This window comes from Alteromonas sp. ABH4_453, from assembly GCF_056160665.1.
On the sequence record NZ_JBSWXP010000001.1, the window covers coordinates 147,723 to 166,560 of the forward strand.

Annotated in this window: 19 protein-coding genes and 1 pseudogene; 7 read left to right on the forward strand and 13 right to left on the reverse strand. The window is 44.6% G+C overall.

Features of this window, described 5'->3' with window-relative positions; translation table 11 throughout:
- Position 1 precedes the first annotated feature (1 nt).
- The 4 genes and pseudogenes from ACXAGV_RS00665 to ACXAGV_RS00680 all read right to left on the reverse strand — a co-directional run.
- Positions 2-109: pseudogene (locus ACXAGV_RS00665) on the reverse strand (tRNA (cytosine(32)/uridine(32)-2'-O)-methyltransferase TrmJ); the annotation flags it as partial.
- Between the two features lie 24 nt (positions 110-133).
- The gene (locus ACXAGV_RS00670) at positions 134-946 is read right to left on the reverse strand and encodes an SDR family NAD(P)-dependent oxidoreductase (RefSeq protein WP_474870965.1); all 813 of its coding nucleotides are present in this window, start codon (positions 944-946) and stop codon (positions 134-136) included.
- Entirely contained in the window at positions 936-1,859 is a 924-nt protein-coding gene (locus ACXAGV_RS00675) for an alpha/beta fold hydrolase (protein ID WP_474870967.1), read from the reverse strand. Before ACXAGV_RS00675 ends, ACXAGV_RS00670 begins: the two co-directional genes overlap by 11 nt.
- Positions 1,856-3,349 carry a flavin-containing monooxygenase gene (locus tag ACXAGV_RS00680; protein WP_474870969.1) on the reverse strand — a complete coding sequence of 498 codons (1,494 nt, stop codon included), beginning with the start codon at positions 3,347-3,349 and terminating at the stop codon, positions 1,856-1,858. The genes ACXAGV_RS00675 and ACXAGV_RS00680 overlap by 4 nt, the downstream gene beginning before the upstream one ends.
- Before the next feature lie 141 nt (positions 3,350-3,490).
- Here ACXAGV_RS00680 and ACXAGV_RS00685 point away from each other — a divergent pair, with 141 nt between their 5' ends.
- Positions 3,491-4,093 carry a TetR/AcrR family transcriptional regulator gene (locus tag ACXAGV_RS00685; RefSeq protein WP_474870971.1) on the forward strand — a complete coding sequence of 201 codons (603 nt, stop codon included), beginning with the start codon at positions 3,491-3,493 and terminating at the stop codon, positions 4,091-4,093.
- A 26-nt stretch (positions 4,094-4,119) separates the two neighbouring features.
- Here the strand turns inward: ACXAGV_RS00685 and cysE are convergent, their stop codons facing one another.
- On the reverse strand, positions 4,120-4,944 hold the full coding sequence (gene cysE, locus ACXAGV_RS00690) for a serine O-acetyltransferase (RefSeq protein WP_474870973.1): 825 nt from the start codon (positions 4,942-4,944) through the stop codon (positions 4,120-4,122).
- 5 nt (positions 4,945-4,949) lie between these two features.
- Entirely contained in the window at positions 4,950-5,714 is a 765-nt protein-coding gene (gene trmJ / locus ACXAGV_RS00695) for a tRNA (cytosine(32)/uridine(32)-2'-O)-methyltransferase TrmJ (RefSeq protein ID WP_014950182.1), read from the reverse strand.
- Between the two features lie 255 nt (positions 5,715-5,969).
- On the opposite strand from trmJ, the gene suhB reads away from it, so the two are divergent.
- The gene (gene suhB, locus ACXAGV_RS00700) at positions 5,970-6,746 is read left to right on the forward strand and encodes an inositol-1-monophosphatase (protein WP_474870975.1); all 777 of its coding nucleotides are present in this window, start codon (positions 5,970-5,972) and stop codon (positions 6,744-6,746) included.
- A 189-nt stretch (positions 6,747-6,935) separates the two neighbouring features.
- Here suhB and ACXAGV_RS00705 read toward each other — a convergent pair whose 3' ends face one another.
- Complete coding sequence (locus tag ACXAGV_RS00705; RefSeq protein ID WP_474870977.1) at positions 6,936-8,249, reverse strand: acyltransferase family protein; 1,314 nt, start codon at positions 8,247-8,249, stop codon at positions 6,936-6,938.
- 109 nt (positions 8,250-8,358) lie between these two features.
- On the opposite strand from ACXAGV_RS00705, the gene ACXAGV_RS00710 reads away from it, so the two are divergent.
- On the forward strand, positions 8,359-9,255 hold the full coding sequence (locus ACXAGV_RS00710; RefSeq protein WP_474870979.1) for a LytR/AlgR family response regulator transcription factor: 897 nt from the start codon (positions 8,359-8,361) through the stop codon (positions 9,253-9,255).
- Between the two features lie 74 nt (positions 9,256-9,329).
- Here ACXAGV_RS00710 and secF read toward each other — a convergent pair whose 3' ends face one another.
- The 6 genes from secF to ACXAGV_RS00740 form a co-directional block, all read right to left on the reverse strand.
- Complete coding sequence (secF, locus tag ACXAGV_RS00715) at positions 9,330-10,271, reverse strand: protein translocase subunit SecF (protein ID WP_474807064.1); 942 nt, start codon at positions 10,269-10,271, stop codon at positions 9,330-9,332.
- 9 nt (positions 10,272-10,280) lie between these two features.
- Positions 10,281-12,125, reverse strand: coding sequence for a protein translocase subunit SecD (gene secD / locus ACXAGV_RS00720; RefSeq protein WP_474870981.1), 1,845 nt, complete (start codon positions 12,123-12,125; stop codon positions 10,281-10,283).
- Between the two features lie 55 nt (positions 12,126-12,180).
- Positions 12,181-12,516, reverse strand: a complete 336-nt coding sequence (gene yajC / locus ACXAGV_RS00725) for a preprotein translocase subunit YajC (protein WP_014999069.1) — start codon at positions 12,514-12,516, stop codon at positions 12,181-12,183.
- Between the two features lie 24 nt (positions 12,517-12,540).
- A complete protein-coding gene (gene tgt, locus ACXAGV_RS00730; protein ID WP_014950189.1) occupies positions 12,541-13,653 on the reverse strand; it encodes a tRNA guanosine(34) transglycosylase Tgt in 1,113 nt (370 codons plus the stop codon).
- 172 nt (positions 13,654-13,825) lie between these two features.
- Positions 13,826-14,872, reverse strand: a complete 1,047-nt coding sequence (gene queA, locus ACXAGV_RS00735; protein WP_474870983.1) for a tRNA preQ1(34) S-adenosylmethionine ribosyltransferase-isomerase QueA — start codon at positions 14,870-14,872, stop codon at positions 13,826-13,828.
- Between the two features lie 436 nt (positions 14,873-15,308).
- A complete protein-coding gene (locus ACXAGV_RS00740; protein ID WP_474870985.1) occupies positions 15,309-15,584 on the reverse strand; it encodes a DUF6471 domain-containing protein in 276 nt (91 codons plus the stop codon).
- 293 nt (positions 15,585-15,877) lie between these two features.
- On the opposite strand from ACXAGV_RS00740, the gene ACXAGV_RS00745 reads away from it, so the two are divergent.
- The 4 genes from ACXAGV_RS00745 (at position 15,878) to ACXAGV_RS00760 (ending at position 18,832) form a co-directional block, all read left to right on the forward strand.
- Positions 15,878-16,267 carry a DUF2170 family protein gene (locus tag ACXAGV_RS00745; protein ID WP_014950192.1) on the forward strand — a complete coding sequence of 130 codons (390 nt, stop codon included), beginning with the start codon at positions 15,878-15,880 and terminating at the stop codon, positions 16,265-16,267.
- A 24-nt stretch (positions 16,268-16,291) separates the two neighbouring features.
- Positions 16,292-16,972 carry a PspA/IM30 family protein gene (locus tag ACXAGV_RS00750; RefSeq protein WP_118493215.1) on the forward strand — a complete coding sequence of 227 codons (681 nt, stop codon included), beginning with the start codon at positions 16,292-16,294 and terminating at the stop codon, positions 16,970-16,972.
- Positions 16,973-17,120: 148 nt separating this feature from the next.
- Positions 17,121-18,176: a potassium channel family protein gene (locus ACXAGV_RS00755; RefSeq protein WP_474870987.1), complete on the forward strand. Its 1,056-nt coding sequence runs from the start codon at positions 17,121-17,123 to the stop codon at positions 18,174-18,176.
- A gap of 11 nt (positions 18,177-18,187) precedes the next feature.
- Entirely contained in the window at positions 18,188-18,832 is a 645-nt protein-coding gene (locus tag ACXAGV_RS00760) for a YjfK family protein (RefSeq protein WP_474870989.1), read from the forward strand.
- Positions 18,833-18,838: the final 6 nt, after the last annotated feature.

Consider the following 18,838-nt stretch of genomic DNA (forward strand, 5'->3'; position numbering starts at 1 on the left):
TTTACATCAATTTATCGAAAGACGCCAATATACCGCGTAATATATTAAGCTCTTTAGACTCAGGCCGTGCTCGGTTAATCAAACGGCGCAGCTTAGTGATAACCAAACCGGTTTAACGAAGAGGGTTTAAACATTATCGTTTCATCAGTTTTCCAATCACGCTCCAATAAGATACTGGCATCAACCGTTCGATAAACGACAAAATTTTTGCATCGAGCCCTATGAGCAAGCGGGACTTATCATTTTCAATAGCTCTTATAATCACACTCGCCGCTTTTTGAGGTGGGAACTTAAGAAATGCGTTCATCATCCTGCGCTGGCGAAATATTTCAGCGTCACTGGCACTTGCAGGCGCTTTAGCATTATCAGCAATCGACGTGGCAATGCCACCTGGATGCACGACTAAAACGCTTACATTTGTATCTCTCAATTCATATCTAAGGGCATTACTAAAACCGCGAATAGCGAACTTACTAGCACTATATGCAGCCTGCCCAGGTGGCGAAATTAGCCCGAAAAGACTTGAAATATTGACTATTTTTGTGGGACTACCGACTTTGCGCATAATCGGTAATATAGCGCGAATAAGTGAAACTGGAGCATCAAAGTTAATTTTCATTAGCCAGTTAAAATCTGTTTCGCTAACTTGTTCAAAACTACCTCCAAGTGCTACTCCTGCATTATTTATCAGCACATCGATAGAATTGTGTTTTGTGAGAATATCATTTGGCAGCGATTTCACATCTTCGGCTATAGACAGATCACAAATGTGCAAGGTTACTCTCTGACTGTGAGAAGGTAAGTACGAAACTGTTTCTTTCAATCCCCCCTCATCGCGATCAACGAGCGCTAAGTTGCACCCCGATGCACATAGCTGAATAGCTAATGCTCTACCAATTCCACTTGCGGCACCAGTTAAAACTACGACACTTCCTTTAAGCTTCATGTTTATGCCCCGTGTGTAATTTTATATGGCCTAATATACTGTCGGCTATTCGATGAGACTGTATCGTATCTATTTGGTGACGTAGGCCACGTAACACTTGGTGCTTTGCTCCAGAAATAGCATTTGCTGTTGCAACACCGCCACTTGGGTGCACCATGCGATCAACATCACCATGAATGACCAATGTAGGGGCTGACACTTTGTTGAGTAATCGAGTACGATCACCTGATTTCATAATGGCGCCAATTTGACGAAATACAGCTTTTGAGTCACTTTTAGAACCGTTTCGATGCCACGCAAGCTTTGCATACTGCTGCCATTGACTTATCGCCCCTTCTGCATTGATATCGCCTATATGAGTCATCATGGCGCGATAATTTATAATCGCGTCATTTTCACTATTCGGGGCCTTCGCTCTGGCAATTCGCCATAACGTAGAGTAAGAGGGTTGGCCAACCTTTCTACTTCCAGTAGTTGAAAATATAGAGGTCATTGAATCAACAACATCTGGGTAAGTGCTTGCCAGTGTTTGCGCAATCATTCCCCCCATCGACATACCAACTACATGTGCACTGTTGATGTTTAGTCCTTCCAAAAGCTGCGCAGTGTCTTCTGCCATACGGTCTAACCCATATGCCCCTTTTGGCGCTTTTCCTCGTAACTGTTGAAGCAAACTTGGGTGTGGAGTCGTACTTCGAACTGAACGTCCCGCATCACGGTTATCAAAGCAAATCACTCGGTAACCGCTAGTCACCAACCGCTCTATTAAGGCGCTTGGCCAGTACACTAATTGCAGCCCAAGGCCCGCAATAAGCAAAATTGTACCTTGTGTGTCGTTACCATGCTCCGCGTAGCAAAACGTATCCCCATTCTTCAGCGTAATAAATTGTTCTTGGTGTGAGGCTAGACTCATAGTGCCACCTCGGCAGTATTTTTTATCTCAAGGCTCCTCTCAAACACCAAGGCAGGATCGTCCACCTTACCTTTACGAAATATTTTTACATCCTCTGCATAGTTCCAAGACATCGACCAAGGGAAATGGGTCCCCTGACGCGGTAACTGCTCGATTGAGCGTTGAATATATCCTGCACCGAAATTTAGCAACGGCTGTGTTTCCATTTTTGGGTCTGCAATAGGCGTACATTGTAAATAATCGTGCTGCTTCATATGATTCAATAACCGCGTAAAATGCTCACACAGAAGACCGATTTTCAAAGTCCACGAAGAGGATGTGTACCCTACTGCAATAGAAAAGTTAGGCACGCCACTTAGTAACATCCCTTTGTATGTAACACACTGAGGAAGCGATACTGCCTTTCCATCTATTTTCGGAACGAGCCCCCCTAGTGGCAGCAGATTAAGTCCCGTAGCAGTAACTATTATATCTGTATCAATATGTTCCCCAGATTCAAGTTGAATACCTGTTTCTGTGAAGTTTTTAATATTGTCTGTTACTACCGATGCACTACCATTTGATAACGCTTTGAACAGGTCTCCTCCCGGCACTGCGCAGAGTCTCTGCTCCCATGGGTTATAAGGGGGGTTGAAGTGCGTATCAACCGGAAATCCTTCAGGCAGCATTTTAGCATTCAAATCACGTATAATTTTTCGAGCGCGATTAGGAAAGCGTTGGCAAAAAGCATATACCCAACGCTGCTTCGCAATATTAAATCGCCGAGCAGCTTTGAAAGCTAAATTATCGCCGACTAGAGGTCTTAAATGCTTCGCTATAGGGTCTTGTGTTGGAACGGGCAATACGTACGAGGGCGTTCGTTGCAGCATGGTTACGTGAGAAGCCGCTTTTGCCATTGAAGGTACTAATGTGACAGCAGTAGCGCCACTTCCTATTACAACTACGCGCTTACCTTCATATTCTAAGTTTTCGGGCCATTGCTGGGGATGTATGATGTCACCTGAAAAACTCGACTGTCCGTTAAACTCAGGTGTATACCCTTTGTCATAACGATAATAACCCGATGCATTAAAAACCCATCTGGCTGCGACTTTTTCAGTATGCCCAGTTTCTTCTGAGCGTAAGGTCACTAACCAATACTGCTTATCACTTTGCCAATTTAGCTCAACAACGCGTGTTAAAAAACGTATTTTTTCTCTGATGCCATTCTCATTTGCTGTTTGCTCGATGTATGCCTTGATGGAGCTACCGTCAGCAATAGCTTTCTTTTCTTTCCAAGGCTTGAAGTCGTACCCAAACGTGAACAAGTCTGAATCTGAACGAATACCGGGGTATTTGAATAGATCCCAGGTCCCTCCCAGATCTGCACGAGCTTCGATTATGGAGTAGGTCAAATCCGAACACTTACTTTGCAAGTGATAAGCGCAGCCGATACCTGAAATACCTGCTCCGACAATCAATACATCTAAAAATGGCACTGTGTTTTGCATGCAAACCTCAAAGTGATAACAAGCGTTGTCACTTTAATATATGTTGTTGCAACCGAGCCGTCAATGCATAATATGCTGACTATGAAAAATAATTCTTTAACATCCGAAGCATCAACAGAGCGCACGTATTCAGGCATCTCAATGTCCGAGAGAATTGTGCTGCGCCGCCAGCGATTTATTGAAGCAGGTATTTTACTGTTTGGCACTGTTGGATTTCAGTCTACAACAATGCGTATGCTGACGGCACAAACAGAGTTAACAAACCGTTATTTCTATGAGTCGTTCTCGAACTTAGAAGATTTGCTCGTAGCCTGCTACGAGAAACTGATGGATGATTTTCGTCATCAATTAAAAGAGGTGCTTGAAAAAGCAAGAGAAAATAGCGAGCCGTCGCAGCGCATCCGTCCTGGGCTAGAATGCTTTTATCGAGCTATGTCTGACCCAAAGTTTGCCCGAATCACGCACGCCGAAGTATTAGGCGTAAGTGAACGCGTTGACCGGCTTTATAGTCGTTGCTCAGCAGATTTTGCCGCTTTGATGATGTCTTATTTAACTTCGTCTTTGCCTGCCAAAAAACAACTATCTGATACGCAAATGCAGTTTGTTGGTGCAGCGCTAACAGGCAGCTTAATTAATAGTGCAATGGTATGGGTAAACAGCCAATATCAAGCCAACATCGACGATGTTATTGATACGTCGCTTGCTATTTTTATTGGCACAGTTAACCAGTTGCAGTTAAATTAGAGCGCTACGCTGCCTACAGCCAGTTCTTATATCGCAGGATCGAAAGAAGAATGCGCCCTCTCTCGCTCTTGGGTTTCCGTTAGGTCGAAACCCGTTTCAGCGAAATCTTCAGCGCTAATGTTATGCAAGTTGTCCGTGCATACTTCACCGCCCAAAGATTGAATAACCTTGCACATCTCTTCCACTTTGGTGTCCATTTGGTGCATGTGTTCAAGCATGATGCCCATAGCATTGGCTACCGGGTCAGGGTTATCTGGCGCTACGGCGTAGGCATCGAACCCATATTTTTGCGCAATTTTGTCTCTTTGCGGGTTAACGGTAGCACTTGCATCTTGTTGCTTGGAAATAATAACGCGGCCAGGAATTCCAACCGCGGTAGCACCGTCAGGAATGTCCTTTACCACGACCGAATTAGACCCTACTTTGGCATTTTCACCAATAACAATAGGCCCCAACACTTTGGCGCCAGCGCCGACAACTGCACCTTTTTTAAGGGTTGGATGGCGCTTACCCGCTTTCCAGCTAGTACCGCCAAGAGTCACCCCATGGTATAGAGTAACGTCATTGCCAATTTCTGCGGTTTCACCGATAACTACGCCCATACCGTGGTCGATAAACACCCGGCGTCCCAACGTTGCCCCTGGATGAATTTCAATGCCCGTAAGCCAACGACTAAATGTTGATAAAGTACGTGCCAACCATTTCCATTCTGCCTTCCACAATTTGTGACTAATTCGATGCAGCCACACTGCATGAAGTCCAGGATAGTTGGTTAGCACTTCAAAGGTGTTTCTGGCCGCTGGGTCGCGATGAAAAACACCTTGAATATCATCTTTTATACGGGCGAACATAGTGTTTACTCTTTTTCTTCTATCGCTGGTGCAGGGTCTGCATCGCCTGAATTAGCATTCTTCACCGATTTATCGATAGACGCCAATATACCGCGTAATATATTAAGCTCTTGAGACTCAGGGCGCGCTCGGTTAAACAAGCGGCGCAGCTTAGTCATAACCACACCTGGGTGGCTTTTGCGAATGAACGACGTGCCTTCCAGCGTGGTTTCCAAATGTGTATAAAAACGCTCTAAATCGTCATTCAGTGGATATTCTTCCTCAACACTTGGATATGTTTCGCGATTTAAATACGCCATGCGAATTTCATAACACAGTGTTTGAACTGCAGCCGCTAGGTTAAGCGAGCTATATTCAGGGTTAGCTGGAATGCACATATGGAAGTGACATTGCTGCAATTCTTCATTCGTCAAACCACTATTTTCACGGCCAAAAACCAAGGCTACTGGGTACTTTTCTACTTCTTGGACCAGCTTCTCGCCGCAGTCGCGCGGGCCCAACATAGGCCATGAATGCGTGCGAGAGCGTGCAGACGTCCCTACTACCAAGCCACAGTCTTTAACTGCCTCTTCCAGCGTGCTTACAATTTTCGCGTTAGCAAGCACATCGCCAGCCCCTGCCGCCAATGCACTGGCTTGGCCGTCTGGCTCATTTACTGGGTCGACAAGATATAAGCTGCTCAGCCCCATGGTCTTCATAGCTCTTGCTGTCGAGCCGATGTTTCCCGTGTGAGACGTGTTAACTAAAATAATGCGAATATTCTCGAGCATGCGTGTAATACCTACGTACTTATTTGGATAGCGTCTTTAATTCGATAATATGCGGTTTTGTCGCACTATCTTTTAGACCTTAATGGTGTAAAGTTTAACACAGCGGCAGTATAGATGGCTATTCACGCTATTGTGCTGGGATTTCATTTGCATCGCGCATAGATTCTGGTAGACTCCGCCCGTTTTCGAAAGCAACTAGCTATTTTTTATACAGCTAGTTTGTTTCATTGGTCTTTTACAATTGGTGGTTTATCTATGCATCCTATGCTGAATATTGCGGTGCGCGCTGCGCGTGCGGCTGGAACAGTTATTGTTCGTGGTTTTGAAAAACATAATGAAGTAGCGACAGAGTCAAAAGGCTTGAACGACTTCGTTACTCAAGTTGATAAAGAAGCAGAACAAGCAATTATTGCCAAAATTCAGCAGTCTTACCCGAACCATTGCTTCCTTGGCGAAGAATCGGGTGAAGTTTTAGGCACAGAAACTGAATATCAGTGGATCATCGATCCATTAGATGGCACCACCAACTTTGTAAAAGGCATTCCTCACTTTGCCGTTTCAATTGCACTTCTTCACAAAGGTCGCTTAGATCAAGCGGTTGTATTCGACCCAATTCGCAGCGAACTATTTACTGCAAGCCGTGGCCAAGGTGCACAGCTTAACGGTTATCGTATTCGTGCGTCTAAGCCACGTGATCTGACTGAGACCATTATTGCTACTGGCCTGCCGTTTAAGAACAAATCTCAATTTGGCGAGTATGCACTAAGCCTAAACAAAATTTTCCACGAAGTGGGCGACATTCGCCGTGCAGGTAGTGCAGCGCTAGACCTTGCTTACGTTGCAGCTGGCCGCCACGACGGTTACTGGGAGCGCGGCATTAAATCTTGGGATATCGCAGCAGGTGAGCTTATTGTTCGTGAAGCTGGCGGCTTGGTAACTGACTTTAAAGGCGGTAACGACCCGCTGCACAAAGGCGAAATTGTTGCTGGTAGCGTGAAGGTTGTTCAAGGCCTAGTTAAGCACCTTAAGTAAGAAGCACCTGAAGTAAGAAGCACCTTAAGTAAGAGCACCTCAAATAAGTTGCTCGTAAGCACATAAACTGAGCCGATAAACCAAGCACAGTTAAACAGTAAAGGCGCTATGACACGAATGACGTGACATAGCGCCTTTTTCTTTTTATCACTTATTGGTTTTCGTTATACCTACGGTAACACGCCGCGATTACGAACACTTTACCTCTCGCTGAGTGGGTAATGAGCTATGTGGACGGGTATTTAACTTTAGGCCAAACAAAAATCTAAGTATTAAAAAGCGCTTGGCGACTTCGTATGTCAGTGCGCACCCCACAACGGTTATTAGCGTTATTAAAATAAATTCTCCGAGGGTCGACGATACACGGGAGCTCAAAAAGAACGCCGCCACCACAATTATCGTTTGATGCACCATATAGTAAGGCAACACGCCTTTGTTCAAATAGATCACCACCTCACTCGGGTTAGATAAATATTTTCGACCGAACCCCAATATTGCTGCCAACCATGCCCAGTGATTAAGTACAACGATTACACCAACCAAAACACGAAACCCAGGCGACGATTCCATTAACTGCCCTGTAGGGCCTAGCAAGTCGTGACGGTCTAAAATTATGACGCTGTAAAGTACTATCGCAATGGTTAAGCTTACGTGACGGGACCTCATAATTGCAGCATACAATGCGGGTCTAAGCACAACCACAATACCTACCAGCATCACAAAAAAGTACTTTGCATGACTATACCAATCATTAAGCAAGTCGTGAGACGTGGGATATGCTACTCGTAGCTCCAGCCATATGGCAGTCATGATCGTAACCACTAACACGCTAAACAGCGCCAAACTATCGAGTACTCTCAACGCCCTTACTTCCACAAATCTGATAAGCGGGAAAAACAGCAATATGAAAGCGCTATACACAAAAAGGTAAGGTAAAAACCAAAGGTGATTCCACGTCAGTAAGCCAATTACCGATTGTTTGTCGATAAACAAGTCAGTATTTGGATTAATGTAAGCAACGTAGAACTCGCTAAACGGCATGGCTAGTGCTCCGCTTACTGTCCACTCTACGTATACTTGGGGCGCGACGATAACAAACATACCGAAAACAAGAGGAATTAATATCCGCAACGCCCTCTTCCCCAGTAGTAAAAGTGATACACGCCAGCGAGAGGTCGTTTGGTCATAAGCGCGGCGCAGCACGACAGTAAATACCATGGCAGAGATCAAAAATAATAAAGACATACGCCATTGGTTGGTCAATATCATTACATCTTGTAGTAGTGGAAATTGCACGTCGCTTTTTATATGCCAGCCCCACTCTAAAACGTAATACATTCCAATGTGATAAAAAATGAGTACACCAAACGCGATGACACGCAGCGCATCCAATTCGAAAAAACGCTGAGTGACAGGACTCTCGACCACGGCCTTCTCACTCGTCTCCCCCTCTGAAGTTCTGTCAACAAACGTTGCTTCCTGACCAACATATGCTTGCGTCAATGTCCTCACTCCTATTCAATAGTGCTTAACTAACGTGTTGCATCTAATGTGATAGACGTCCGACAGCAAACGCCTAAGTGACGAAAAGTAAGAGAAAAAGGGTTAAGCGGTGAATAACTGGGATGAAAAATGGAGTCAGTTTCTAAGGGATTCTGAATCAAAACATAAATACGCTGCATTTTTTTTGCTTGTAGCCTATTTGTTTATAAACAATTCGATCAATGCTGTATCTAGTTGGACTGAATTTTCTCGAAGCGACGATAACAGCGTAGCGCTTTGGGAGCCGTTCGTTTGGGAATACTCGAGTGCTTTGAGTACCGCTTTGCTCGTCATCCCATTAATTATCGCTATACGTACACTCGATCAGAAAGTAAAAGTGGGAGCGACATGGCTTGGATGGCATTTTGCTCTCGCAAGTTTATTTTCAGTAGCCCATGTATCATTAATGGTAGCGTTTCGAAAGCTTGTCTATTTATTCTCTGAACGCAATTATGACTTTGGGATATGGCTCAATGAGTTCATCTACGAATATCGAAAGGATGTATGGGGCTATATTACTCTGATTACTTTTTACTATATTACACGGTTTGGCTATCAACGCTTAATTGGTGAAGCATCGCCTATTGCACGCGACACAACACAGATATCGAATGACAACGTGGCTAGCACCTTACCCGACTATTTATTGGTGAAGAAGCTCAATAAGGAGTTTTTAGTTCAAGTCATTGACATACAGAGAGTAGAAGCCTCGGGAAACTACATTAACCTTCATACTCACATGGGCGTTTATCCCTTGCGTTATACCCTTGGCCGGTTTTGTAAAGAAGGAGCGCATCACGGCTTTTTGCGAGTGCATCGGTCGCACGCAGTGCGAATACCTGCCATTGTGTCTATAAGTTATGAAGAAACGGGGGATGGAACAATAGTGCTCAATAACGGTCAATCATTAGCGCTTTCTAGGCGATATAAAGATGGGCTGAAACAAGCATTAGCCCCTAATCAATAATTAATTCCTCTTTTAATAAAGCATAAAAAAACCGCATCATAGATGCGGCTTTTGTACGTCTCAAGCGTGAAAGACTAAGGCATAGGATCTAAATCTGCGCCTTCCTTTTCCACTTGTGGCGGCATTAGGTCTTCTTTACTTATACCCAATGCAAGTGCTACTGAACTCGCAATATAAACTGACGAGTAAGTACCTACTACCACACCAAATAACAATGCAGTAGCAAATCCGTGGATAAGCGCACCCCCCTTGTAGAATAACGCAACTAATACCAACACCGTAGTTAATGAGGTGATGATTGTACGGTTTAGGGTTTGCGTTAGCGAGATGTTGATAATCTCAACAGGCTCACCTTTACGAATTTTGCGGAAGTTCTCACGAATACGGTCAGATACAACGATGGTATCGTTAAGTGAATAACCAATTACCGCTAGTACCGCAGCTAGTACCGTTAGGTCGAACTCAATTTGAAGTACCGAGAATAGACCCAGCGTGAGGATAACATCGTGCATTAGCGCCGATACTGACCCCAAAGCGAATCGCCATTCAAATCGCATCGCGACATAAACTAGAATACACAAAAGTGCGACTAGCATCGCTAGGCCGCCCTGCTCTGTTAGCTCTTCACCTACGTTAGGACCTACGAACTCGATACGACGCATATCAACCGCAGTACCGTCAGCACGCAGGGCAGCCAGCACCTGCTCGCCAATAGTCACGGCTTTAACGCCATCACGAGGAGCAATACGGATAAGTACGTCTTGGCTACTTCCAAAGTTTTGCACGATAGCATCTTCGAAGTTCGACTCGTTAAGCTGAACGCGAATAGCTTCTAAATTGGCCGCATCTTCGTAGCCAACTTCAATTAGCGTTCCGCCGGTGAAGTCTAGTCCCCAGTTAAGGCTATTAACGCCTAGCGATACAAACGAACCTAAAATGAGTACCGTTGATAACACCATCGCAGGAATGCGAAGGCGCATAAAATTGACGGTATCGGATAGTTTTAATAATTGCATGTTACTTCCTTAAATCGCCAATTTCTCTACGCGTCGACCGCCCCATACTGCGTTAACAATAACGCGCGTAACTAGGATTGCGGTAAACATCGAGGTTGCTATACCAATCATTAGGGTAATCGAGAAGCCTTTAATTGGGCCTGTACCCACGGCAAACAGGATTAAACCTGCAATGAAGGTGGTAATGTTAGCATCTAGAATGGTAGAAAACGCACTGTCGTAACCTTGGTGAATGGCATGCTGCGGGCTGCGGCCGTCACGTATTTCTTCTCGTATACGCTCAAAGATAAGAACGTTTGCATCTACCGCCATACCAACGGTCAATACAATACCTGCCATACCTGGTAACGTCAGTGTTGCACCAGGGATCATCGACATAATGCCTACAATCATAACAAGGTTTGTAATTAGAGCGATATTCGCTACCACACCAAATGCTTTATAGTAAATCAACATGAAAACAAGTACCGCTGCCAGGCCATACACTATAGCCTGCATACCCAGCTCAATGTTTTCTTTACCCAAGCTTGGTCCAACCGTGCGCTCTTCAACAATTTGAATTGGCGCAATCAGTGCACCTGCGCGAAGTAGCAACGCTAAGTCACGGGCTTCTTTCGGTGAATCAAGACCTGTGATTTGGAACTTGCTACCCAGTTGCGCACGAATGGTGGCAACCGAGATAACTTGCTCATGCTTTTCAAATACCAGCTTACCGTCGTCATTTCTCTCACCGGTAGATTTGTACTCGATAAAGACCGTAGCCATTGGCTTACCAATGTTGCCGCGGGTTGAGCGAGACATTTTATTACCGCCTTCAGAGTCTAGCGAGATGTTTACGTTCGGAAGCCCGTACTCATCAACACCGCTATTTGCATCAATAATGTGACTACCAGTAAGCATAATGCGCTTTTCAAGCAGCTGAGGAATGCCCTGCTGATCTTCTATCACCTGAGAGCCAGGGGGAACGCGACCGTTTAATGCATCACGGATGTCGTTCTTCTGGTCTACCATGCGGAATTCTAGGGTAGCGGTGGCATTCAGAATTTCTTTCGCACGAGCGGTGTCTTGAATACCTGGAAGCTGGACGACAATGCGGTCGGCACCTTGCTTTTGTACAAGCGGCTCAGCCACACCAAGTTGGTTTACACGGTTACGAATAATGGTAATGTTTTGCTTAACCGCGTTGTCGCGAATTTCCTGAAGTTTGCTGTCAGCAAAAATAGCGCGAAGTGTTAAGTCGTCCACCTGGTTAAAGGTAAGGTCGCGACTTTGGTTACGCAAAAAGAACTCAGCCTTGTCTAGCGCATCTTCATCACGGAAAGTAATGTCGATATGATCGTCAACTTGCTTTACACCGCGATAGCGAATGCCTTCTTCACGCAGTGAGGTACGAAAACCACTTTCTGCATCTTCTAGCGACTTAGCAATCACTTCGGTCATATCCACTTCCATTAGGAAGTGCACCCCACCGCGAAGGTCAAGACCTAGCTTCATCGGCGCCCCACCTAAACCTTCAAGCCATTCTGGCGTATCAGGGGCCAGGTTCATAGCCACGTAGTAATCATCGCCAAGGGCTTTTTCTAAAGTTTCGCGAGTGATGAGCTGTGTATCAGAATCCGAAACGCGAACCAATATCTGTTCGTTCTCAAACTCAACACGTTTTGGAGAGATATTCTTTTCACTTAGCGCGGCTTTTACTTGTTCCACAGTGGCATCTGTCACCACGGCATCACGGCCTGCTGAGATTTGTACGGCGTGGTCTTCACCGTAAATGTTAGGAAGCGCATAAAGTGCACACACTGCAACCACAATGAGTGCACTCAGTACTTTCCAAATAGAGTTTTTGTTTAGCACTGGATAATCCTTTCGTGCCAGTACCGGGAAGCGTCCCGGCCCCGGCTTTTGTTACTTACAGTGACTTCATCGTGCCTTTAGGCAGCACAGCAGTTACTGAAGACTTCTGAACAACGATGTTGTTTGAATCGTTAAGTGCAACTTCAATGAAGTCTTTTTCTTCTGACACTTTAGTGATTTTTCCTACCAAACCACCTTGTGTTAACACTTCATCGCCTTTGCTAAGTGACGATACTAGGTTTTTATGCTCTTTTACACGCTTAGCCTGTGGACGGTAAAGCAAGAAGTAAAAGATTAAACCAAATACAGCTAGCATGATGATCATTTCCATGCCGCCACCTTGCGGCGCACCAGCAGACTGTGCGTAAGCGTTAGAGATAAATAGGCTCATAAAATTCCCCAAATATTGTCGTTGTTATAGTGCCGGAACCGGCAACCCTTTTTGTTCATAAAATTCTTGTACAAACTCATCAAGCGTACCTGCGTCAATCGCATCGCGAAGACCCTGCATCACACGCTGATAGTAGCGAAGGTTATGGATGGTGTTTAAGCGCGCACCCAAGATTTCGTTACACTTGTCCAAATGATGTAGATAAGAGCGAGAATAGTTTTTACAAGTGTAGCAATCACAATTCTCATCTAATGGCGAGGTGTCGTTTCTGTGTTTCGCATTGCGAATCTTCACTACGCCTTCAGTCACAAACAGGTGACCGTTTCGCGCGTTACGCGTGGGCATTACACAGTCAAACATATCGATGCCGCGACGCACAGACTCTACCAAATCTTCAGGTTTACCCACGCCCATTAAATAGCGAGGTTTATCTTCCGGAATTTTAGGCGCGGTATGATCGATAATGCGGATCATGTCTTCTTTTGGCTCGCCTACTGAAAGGCCACCAATGGCATAGCCGTCAAAGCCAATCGCTTCAAGACCAGCAAGTGAGACATCACGCAGACCTTCGTACATACCGCCTTGGATAATACCAAACAGTGCCGCTGGGTTGTCACCATGTGCTTCTTTACTGCGCTTAGCCCAGCGCAGCGACATTTCCATTGAAACGCGCGCTTCTTGTTCAGTAGCAGGGTACGGCGTGCACTCGTCAAAAATCATTACGATGTCAGAGCCTAGGTCGCGCTGAACTTCCATCGATTTTTCAGGCGTAAGTAAAATCTTTTCACCGTTTATCGGAGAGCGGAATGTTACACCTTCTTCGGTAATTTTACGCAAGTCACCCAAGCTAAACACTTGGAAGCCGCCCGAATCAGTAAGAATTGGCTTGTCCCAATTCATGAAATCGTGCAGGTCGCCGTGCTGGCGGATAATGCCCGTACCAGGACGGAGCATCAGGTGAAACGTGTTTCCAAGACAGATGTGCGCACCGCTGTCTTTTAATTCTTCAGGGGTCATTCCCTTAACAGTACCGTATGTACCTACGGGCATGAACGCTGGCGTTTCAACAACACCGCGTTCAAACACCAAACGACCGCGTCGTGCTCGGCCTTCGGTTTTTAACAACTCAAATTGCATGTGAAAGCATTCCCACTATTGTGCGCTTCTGCGCTGGGTATAAAAATAAATTGGCGGCGATTATACCAGTAATTTGGCTGAGATCATGCCCCGTATCTATGTTTATCTGTAACTAAGCTGGAAAGGCCTGCAAAATACCGATTTACATGCCTTGTATCGTGGTCGAATGTGTTTAGGCGCGCTCAATAAACATTGAATCACCGTAGCTAAAGAATCGATATTCTTTCTCTATCGCTTCTTGGTAGGCATTCATTACGTTGTCTTTACCGGCAAATGCACTGATTAACATCATTAGCGTGGACTCTGGAAGGTGAAAGTTAGTGAACATTGCGTCTACTACTTTAAACTCAAAACCAGGGTAGATAAAAATTTCAGTATCTTCGTTAAATGGAGCAATAACTTCCTCGTCACCGCGCTCTGCACTTGCCTTTGCCGCTGACTCCAAAGAGCGTACAGAGGTTGTACCCACTGCAATAACTCGTTTACCGTTGGCCTTTGTGGTTAGCACTGCATCAACAACGTCTTGTGGAACTTCGGCGAACTCTGCATGCATCTTGTGCTCTTGAATATTATCAACGCGCACAGGCTGGAATGTACCCGCGCCAACGTGCAAAGTTACGAAGGCCAAATTCACGCCTTTTTCTTTTAACGCCGCCAGTATTGCATCGTCAAAGTGTAGCCCTGCCGTAGGCGCGGCAACCGCACCAGGCTTTTGGTTGTAAACGGTTTGATAGCGTTCTTTGTCTGAACTTTCATCGGGACGGTCGATATAAGGAGGTAGCGGCATGTGGCCATGGGCTTCTAGCAGCGTTAATACGGTCTCATCGTGGTCAAACTGTAAAATAAATAGCGCATCGTCTCGCCCTGTCACCGTAACATTCACTTTTTCTTCAAGAATAAGCGTAGTTCCAGGTTTAGATGCCTTGCTCGCGCGAACATGCGCTAACGCTGTATTGTCTGATGTTATACGTTCGATCAGCACTTCAACCTGTCCGCCCGTTTCCTTTTTGCCCATTAAACGTGCAGGAATAACCCGCGTATTGTTGAACACCAAGAGGTCGCCTGGCTCTACAAATTTCAGCATGTCAGCGAACATCGTGTGCGCTACATTGCCAGTTTTCCCATCTAAATGTAACAAGCGACTCGCTGTACGTTGCTGAGTTGGGTATTTGGCGATAAGTTTTTCGGGTAGCTCGAAGCTAAAATCTGATAGTTTCATAAATACGACTAAATCACGGCGTTAAAGTTAGACAAAAGTAGAATATTAAGTGCTATTTAAGTTGCAACTAAAGGCTAATAAAAATAGATTTACAGATTAAACCAAAGTCAAAATAAAAACTAAAAAAATGTTATTTATTAATACATTAAAAATTAAGGTATATTATAAAATAACTTTATATTGACCAATATACGTACAATTTGACTTATTAAATAGCACCTAACTCCTTAATCGGTTAAGATACTCACAGATAGTGATGATGTTCTCCCATAAACATTCCTTATCATTCGTACCCAGCACTTGCTGGGTATTTTTTTATCTGCTTGTTTTCCCTACCTGCCCTCACTTATTGCAACGTTATTGCGAAGCCTCAATTCCTTTGCATGGCAGGTTAGTTGAAAATCGATATCTTATAAGCGGCGGTATTTTACGCTGTTTATTGATGAAGATCAGTTAAGATTTCTTCTAAAAGCGCTGCATCTAATGGGCGCGCTTTTAACACGTACAAAATTTGCAGAAGTAAATCTGCGCCCATAATACCTTTATTCACCTTATTTCTAAGGTTATCTGCGCTTTGCTCCACGCCAATTTCTTCAAGCCTTTGACTTAGCGCTTGATATTTTACGCCGCGCACAGACATCTCAGATTTCACGACTCTTGCTACCGTTTGCCGCCACGCATTTTTAGCGCCTTGCGTATTTCCTGTGTTCACACAGCCTCCAAAAAACCACACAAATGTGATGTATATTTTACAAAAACACACTTTTTTACACTTATAGCATGTATTTAATGTTGACGATTATGGCACAACAGGTCTACACTGCAAGTCAAGATATTGGCGAAGGCGTAAATAGTCGTTACAGTAACTGCGGTTGTTCTTTTGGTAATGCTAGGTTTTAAGTTTTGTGTTTCAACACGGTTTTAAGCTAAATAATGCGTTATAGGGCACCACATTTACGACATTCGTTTTCAACATTATCGCTTTAATAACTAAAGGAGAAAGGTATGAGCTGGGAACTGGAAAGCATCGAAGCCTTATTTAAAGAGCATGATGACTTTGTGGTAACACGTGAGGAAAACTGCTTACTTATTGCTAATCAAGACGGCATAGATGCCTGGCTTGCTATCAGCGGAGAGCAGATCTTAGTAGAGAGTCTTTTGTTTGCAGCGTCGGAAGTAAAAGATAAGCCAGCGCTAGATCATGAAATATTGTCTACTCATATGGTGTTCCCTTTGACCACGGTAGGCATTTCAAACATTGGTGGTGAAGAGTACTACACTGCCTTTGGTGCGCTAAGTGCCCAGTCAAAAGCCGAAAGTATCGTTATTGAAGTGGAAACCCTGTTTCAAAATGTTGCATCTTTCTTAGATGCCTACGAAACACACCTTAACTAAAATTTACTTCTTAAGGAGAAGCGAATGTCAGTGTGGAAAAAACTAATTACTGCAGTAAAAGGTGGTGCTACCGAAGCTGCGCAGTCTGTTGCAGACAGTCAGGCGATTCGAATTTTGGAACAAGAAATCAGAGAAGCCAAAGAAGAACTACGTAAGTCTGATCATGCACGAACGCAGATTTTGGCAAAGTGTAAACTTTCTCAGCAAAAAGTGGATAGCTTCAATTCGTCAATAGCCGAGTACGAAGAGCATGCGCGTAAAGCGATAGATAATGATCGTCAGCTTGCTCTTGACTGTGCACAGAAAGTGTCAGAGCTGAAAGAAGAACGTGAGCAAGAACAAACCTATCTTGATCAGTTCAAACAGTCTGAAAAACAGTTGGCTAATAATATTCAGCAAGCTAAAGCGAATTTGCGTCGCTTGGAGCAGCAAGTGGATATGGTCAAAGCTACTGAAAGTGTTCAAAAAGCGCAGGTTGCAGTATCTTCACGCCATATGGGCGCGAACAGCAAAATGAAGACAGCGACTGAGTCTTTGTCTCGCATTCAGGATAAACAAAAGATGCGCAACGCGGAACTTCAAGCAGCCGAGGAACTGGCTAGCGAGGAGTCGAGCAGCGACCTAGAAAAACGCCTAGCAGAAGCGGGCATCAAAGGGGGTAAAACCTCGGCCGATGACGAGCTAGCGCGAATTTTAGGCAAATAAGTTAGAAAAATGGGAGCTACGCGCTCCCATTTTTAATTCTTGTTACAATAATTTCCTGCGTAAATTACCGTTAAGTAAAGCGCTAACCTAGACAAATCAAGTACTTCAAGGCAGAGTAAGGGCACGCATAACAAGGGCTGTTTCTTTTATGTCTCCATGGATAAAACTGCGAAAAATCATGCTGCAATATTTTGCAGAGTCACGCTGGTACACTATTGTCGGTGCCACCGCCTTTTACGCAGTAACAAGCTATTGGCTACTTTACGCTGTAGACGAGCACGATTTAATTGCTAAAACCGATTTTGTCTACTGGTTAGCGGTCACTGCTTCAACGGTAGGTTATGGCGACCTGTCACCCGTCACACCAGCGGGAAAATTAGTTGTAGCGCTTTACGTCATACCGCTTGGTTTGAGTATCTTCGCCATGGTAATTGGCCGAATTGCAGCTTGGGTTTCTTTAACGTGGAAGAAAGGATTGTTGGGTATGAATAGCTTGATGCTTAATGAACATATCTTGGTGATTGGGTGGAATGAGCAGCGCACCATGATGCTGCTTGACTTGATTCTTCAAGAACGAGATGCAATGTCTGAACGCCCAGATATTGTACTTTGCGTAAAAGCTGATATTACCAACCCCATGCCTGGCGTCATTGAGTTTGTAAAAGTAGATTCGTTTAACAAAGACGAAGATATGGATCGCGCTTGTGTAAGCTCAGCCAAAACTATTGTTATCGATAACCCGCAGGATGATGTCACCATGACTACTGCGCTTTACTGCACCAAGCGCAATCCTGATGCTCATCAAGTGGCCTATTTCGACGATGACAGCTTAGTTAGTTTGCTTCAGGACCACTGCCCTAAAGTGGAATGCACACCCAGTGTTGCAATAGAAATGCTGGTCAAAGCTGCATTCGATCCAGGTTCCAGTATGCTTCATCACGATTTGCTAAGTATTGATGAAGGACAAGCACAATTTTCAGTAAAAATACCGCAAAGTTGCCAAGCGATTTCCGTTGCCAAGTTATTTATCAATTTAAAGCGTAAACACGACGCTATCTTTATCGGTTATGCACCCAATGGCCTTGTGAAAGAAATGGTGGTGAACCCACCGTTAGATGCTACGTTAAACCCAGGCGACACCTTGTTTTACATCGCAGAGCGACGCATTAATGCAATAAACTGGTCTTCACTGGACGCTGATTAAGAGGCGTAAACATGTTTAGTAAACTATTTAAAAAATCAGAGCCTAAAAAACCTCAGTCGCCAGAAATAATGGGGCTCTATTTAGGTGGTTCTTTCGAGTTAGATAACTTGAAACTTTCGCTACTAGAGCCCGAGCTAACTATTGAAGGCGCAGCTCGTTCTCAGTTAATTCAAGCGGTAGGTGAAGCCCCATTGGATACCGGCGGCACCCTGCTTCGTTTTTACACTGACGATGATGGCTTTCTACAGGTGGTAACCGACGGTGGCCTATCAGAGAACCACATTACTGACGTGAAACTTTGGCACTTTTATGAGACAAAAACCATTGGCAACACAGCTCAGTGGAACGAATGCTTGAAAAACGTTATCAGCCAGCCCACCTATGAGCTTGACGGCAAGGTCTATACCCGCGTGTGGGGTGCAGTGGGCGATGAGTCACCGCCTGTTGCCGTCACTGAAACTACCTATGAAGAAGATGGTGATGTGAGTACTACTGATCAGTTTATGATGCTGTATGAACGCACAATCAGTAATGACAGAGTTGAAACCTTGCTTGTTGTTGGTGAAGAAAAGCAAGTGGGTAACAATTTAGACAGATGCTTAGTGATTTCTACAGGCTTCGATGTTGAGCCTGCAGACATCACAATAAACGGTTAATAAAAA

Excerpts from the sequence above, each read along its gene's own strand:
- ACXAGV_RS00760 (WP_474870989.1), top strand. The coding sequence starts at position 18,188 with ATGTTTAGTAAACTATTTAAAAAATCAGAGCCTAAAAAACCTCAGTCG.
- ACXAGV_RS00745 (WP_014950192.1), top strand. The coding sequence starts at position 15,878 with ATGAGCTGGGAACTGGAAAGCATCGAAGCCTTATTTAAAGAGCATGAT.
- ACXAGV_RS00755 (WP_474870987.1), top strand. The coding sequence starts at position 17,121 with ATGTCTCCATGGATAAAACTGCGAAAAATCATGCTGCAATATTTTGCA.
- ACXAGV_RS00670 (WP_474870965.1), bottom strand. The coding sequence starts at position 946 with ATGAAGCTTAAAGGAAGTGTCGTAGTTTTAACTGGTGCCGCAAGTGGA.
- ACXAGV_RS00685 (WP_474870971.1), top strand. The coding sequence starts at position 3,491 with ATGTCCGAGAGAATTGTGCTGCGCCGCCAGCGATTTATTGAAGCAGGT.
- trmJ (WP_014950182.1), bottom strand. The coding sequence starts at position 5,714 with ATGCTCGAGAATATTCGCATTATTTTAGTTAACACGTCTCACACGGGA.
- suhB (WP_474870975.1), top strand. The coding sequence starts at position 5,970 with ATGCATCCTATGCTGAATATTGCGGTGCGCGCTGCGCGTGCGGCTGGA.
- ACXAGV_RS00750 (WP_118493215.1), top strand. The coding sequence starts at position 16,292 with ATGTCAGTGTGGAAAAAACTAATTACTGCAGTAAAAGGTGGTGCTACC.
- cysE (WP_474870973.1), bottom strand. The coding sequence starts at position 4,944 with ATGTTCGCCCGTATAAAAGATGATATTCAAGGTGTTTTTCATCGCGAC.
- queA (WP_474870983.1), bottom strand. The coding sequence starts at position 14,872 with ATGAAACTATCAGATTTTAGCTTCGAGCTACCCGAAAAACTTATCGCC.
- ACXAGV_RS00675 (WP_474870967.1), bottom strand. The coding sequence starts at position 1,859 with ATGAGTCTAGCCTCACACCAAGAACAATTTATTACGCTGAAGAATGGG.
- yajC (WP_014999069.1), bottom strand. The coding sequence starts at position 12,516 with ATGAGCCTATTTATCTCTAACGCTTACGCACAGTCTGCTGGTGCGCCG.
- secF (WP_474807064.1), bottom strand. The coding sequence starts at position 10,271 with ATGCAATTATTAAAACTATCCGATACCGTCAATTTTATGCGCCTTCGC.
- tgt (WP_014950189.1), bottom strand. The coding sequence starts at position 13,653 with ATGCAATTTGAGTTGTTAAAAACCGAAGGCCGAGCACGACGCGGTCGT.
- ACXAGV_RS00680 (WP_474870969.1), bottom strand. The coding sequence starts at position 3,349 with ATGCAAAACACAGTGCCATTTTTAGATGTATTGATTGTCGGAGCAGGT.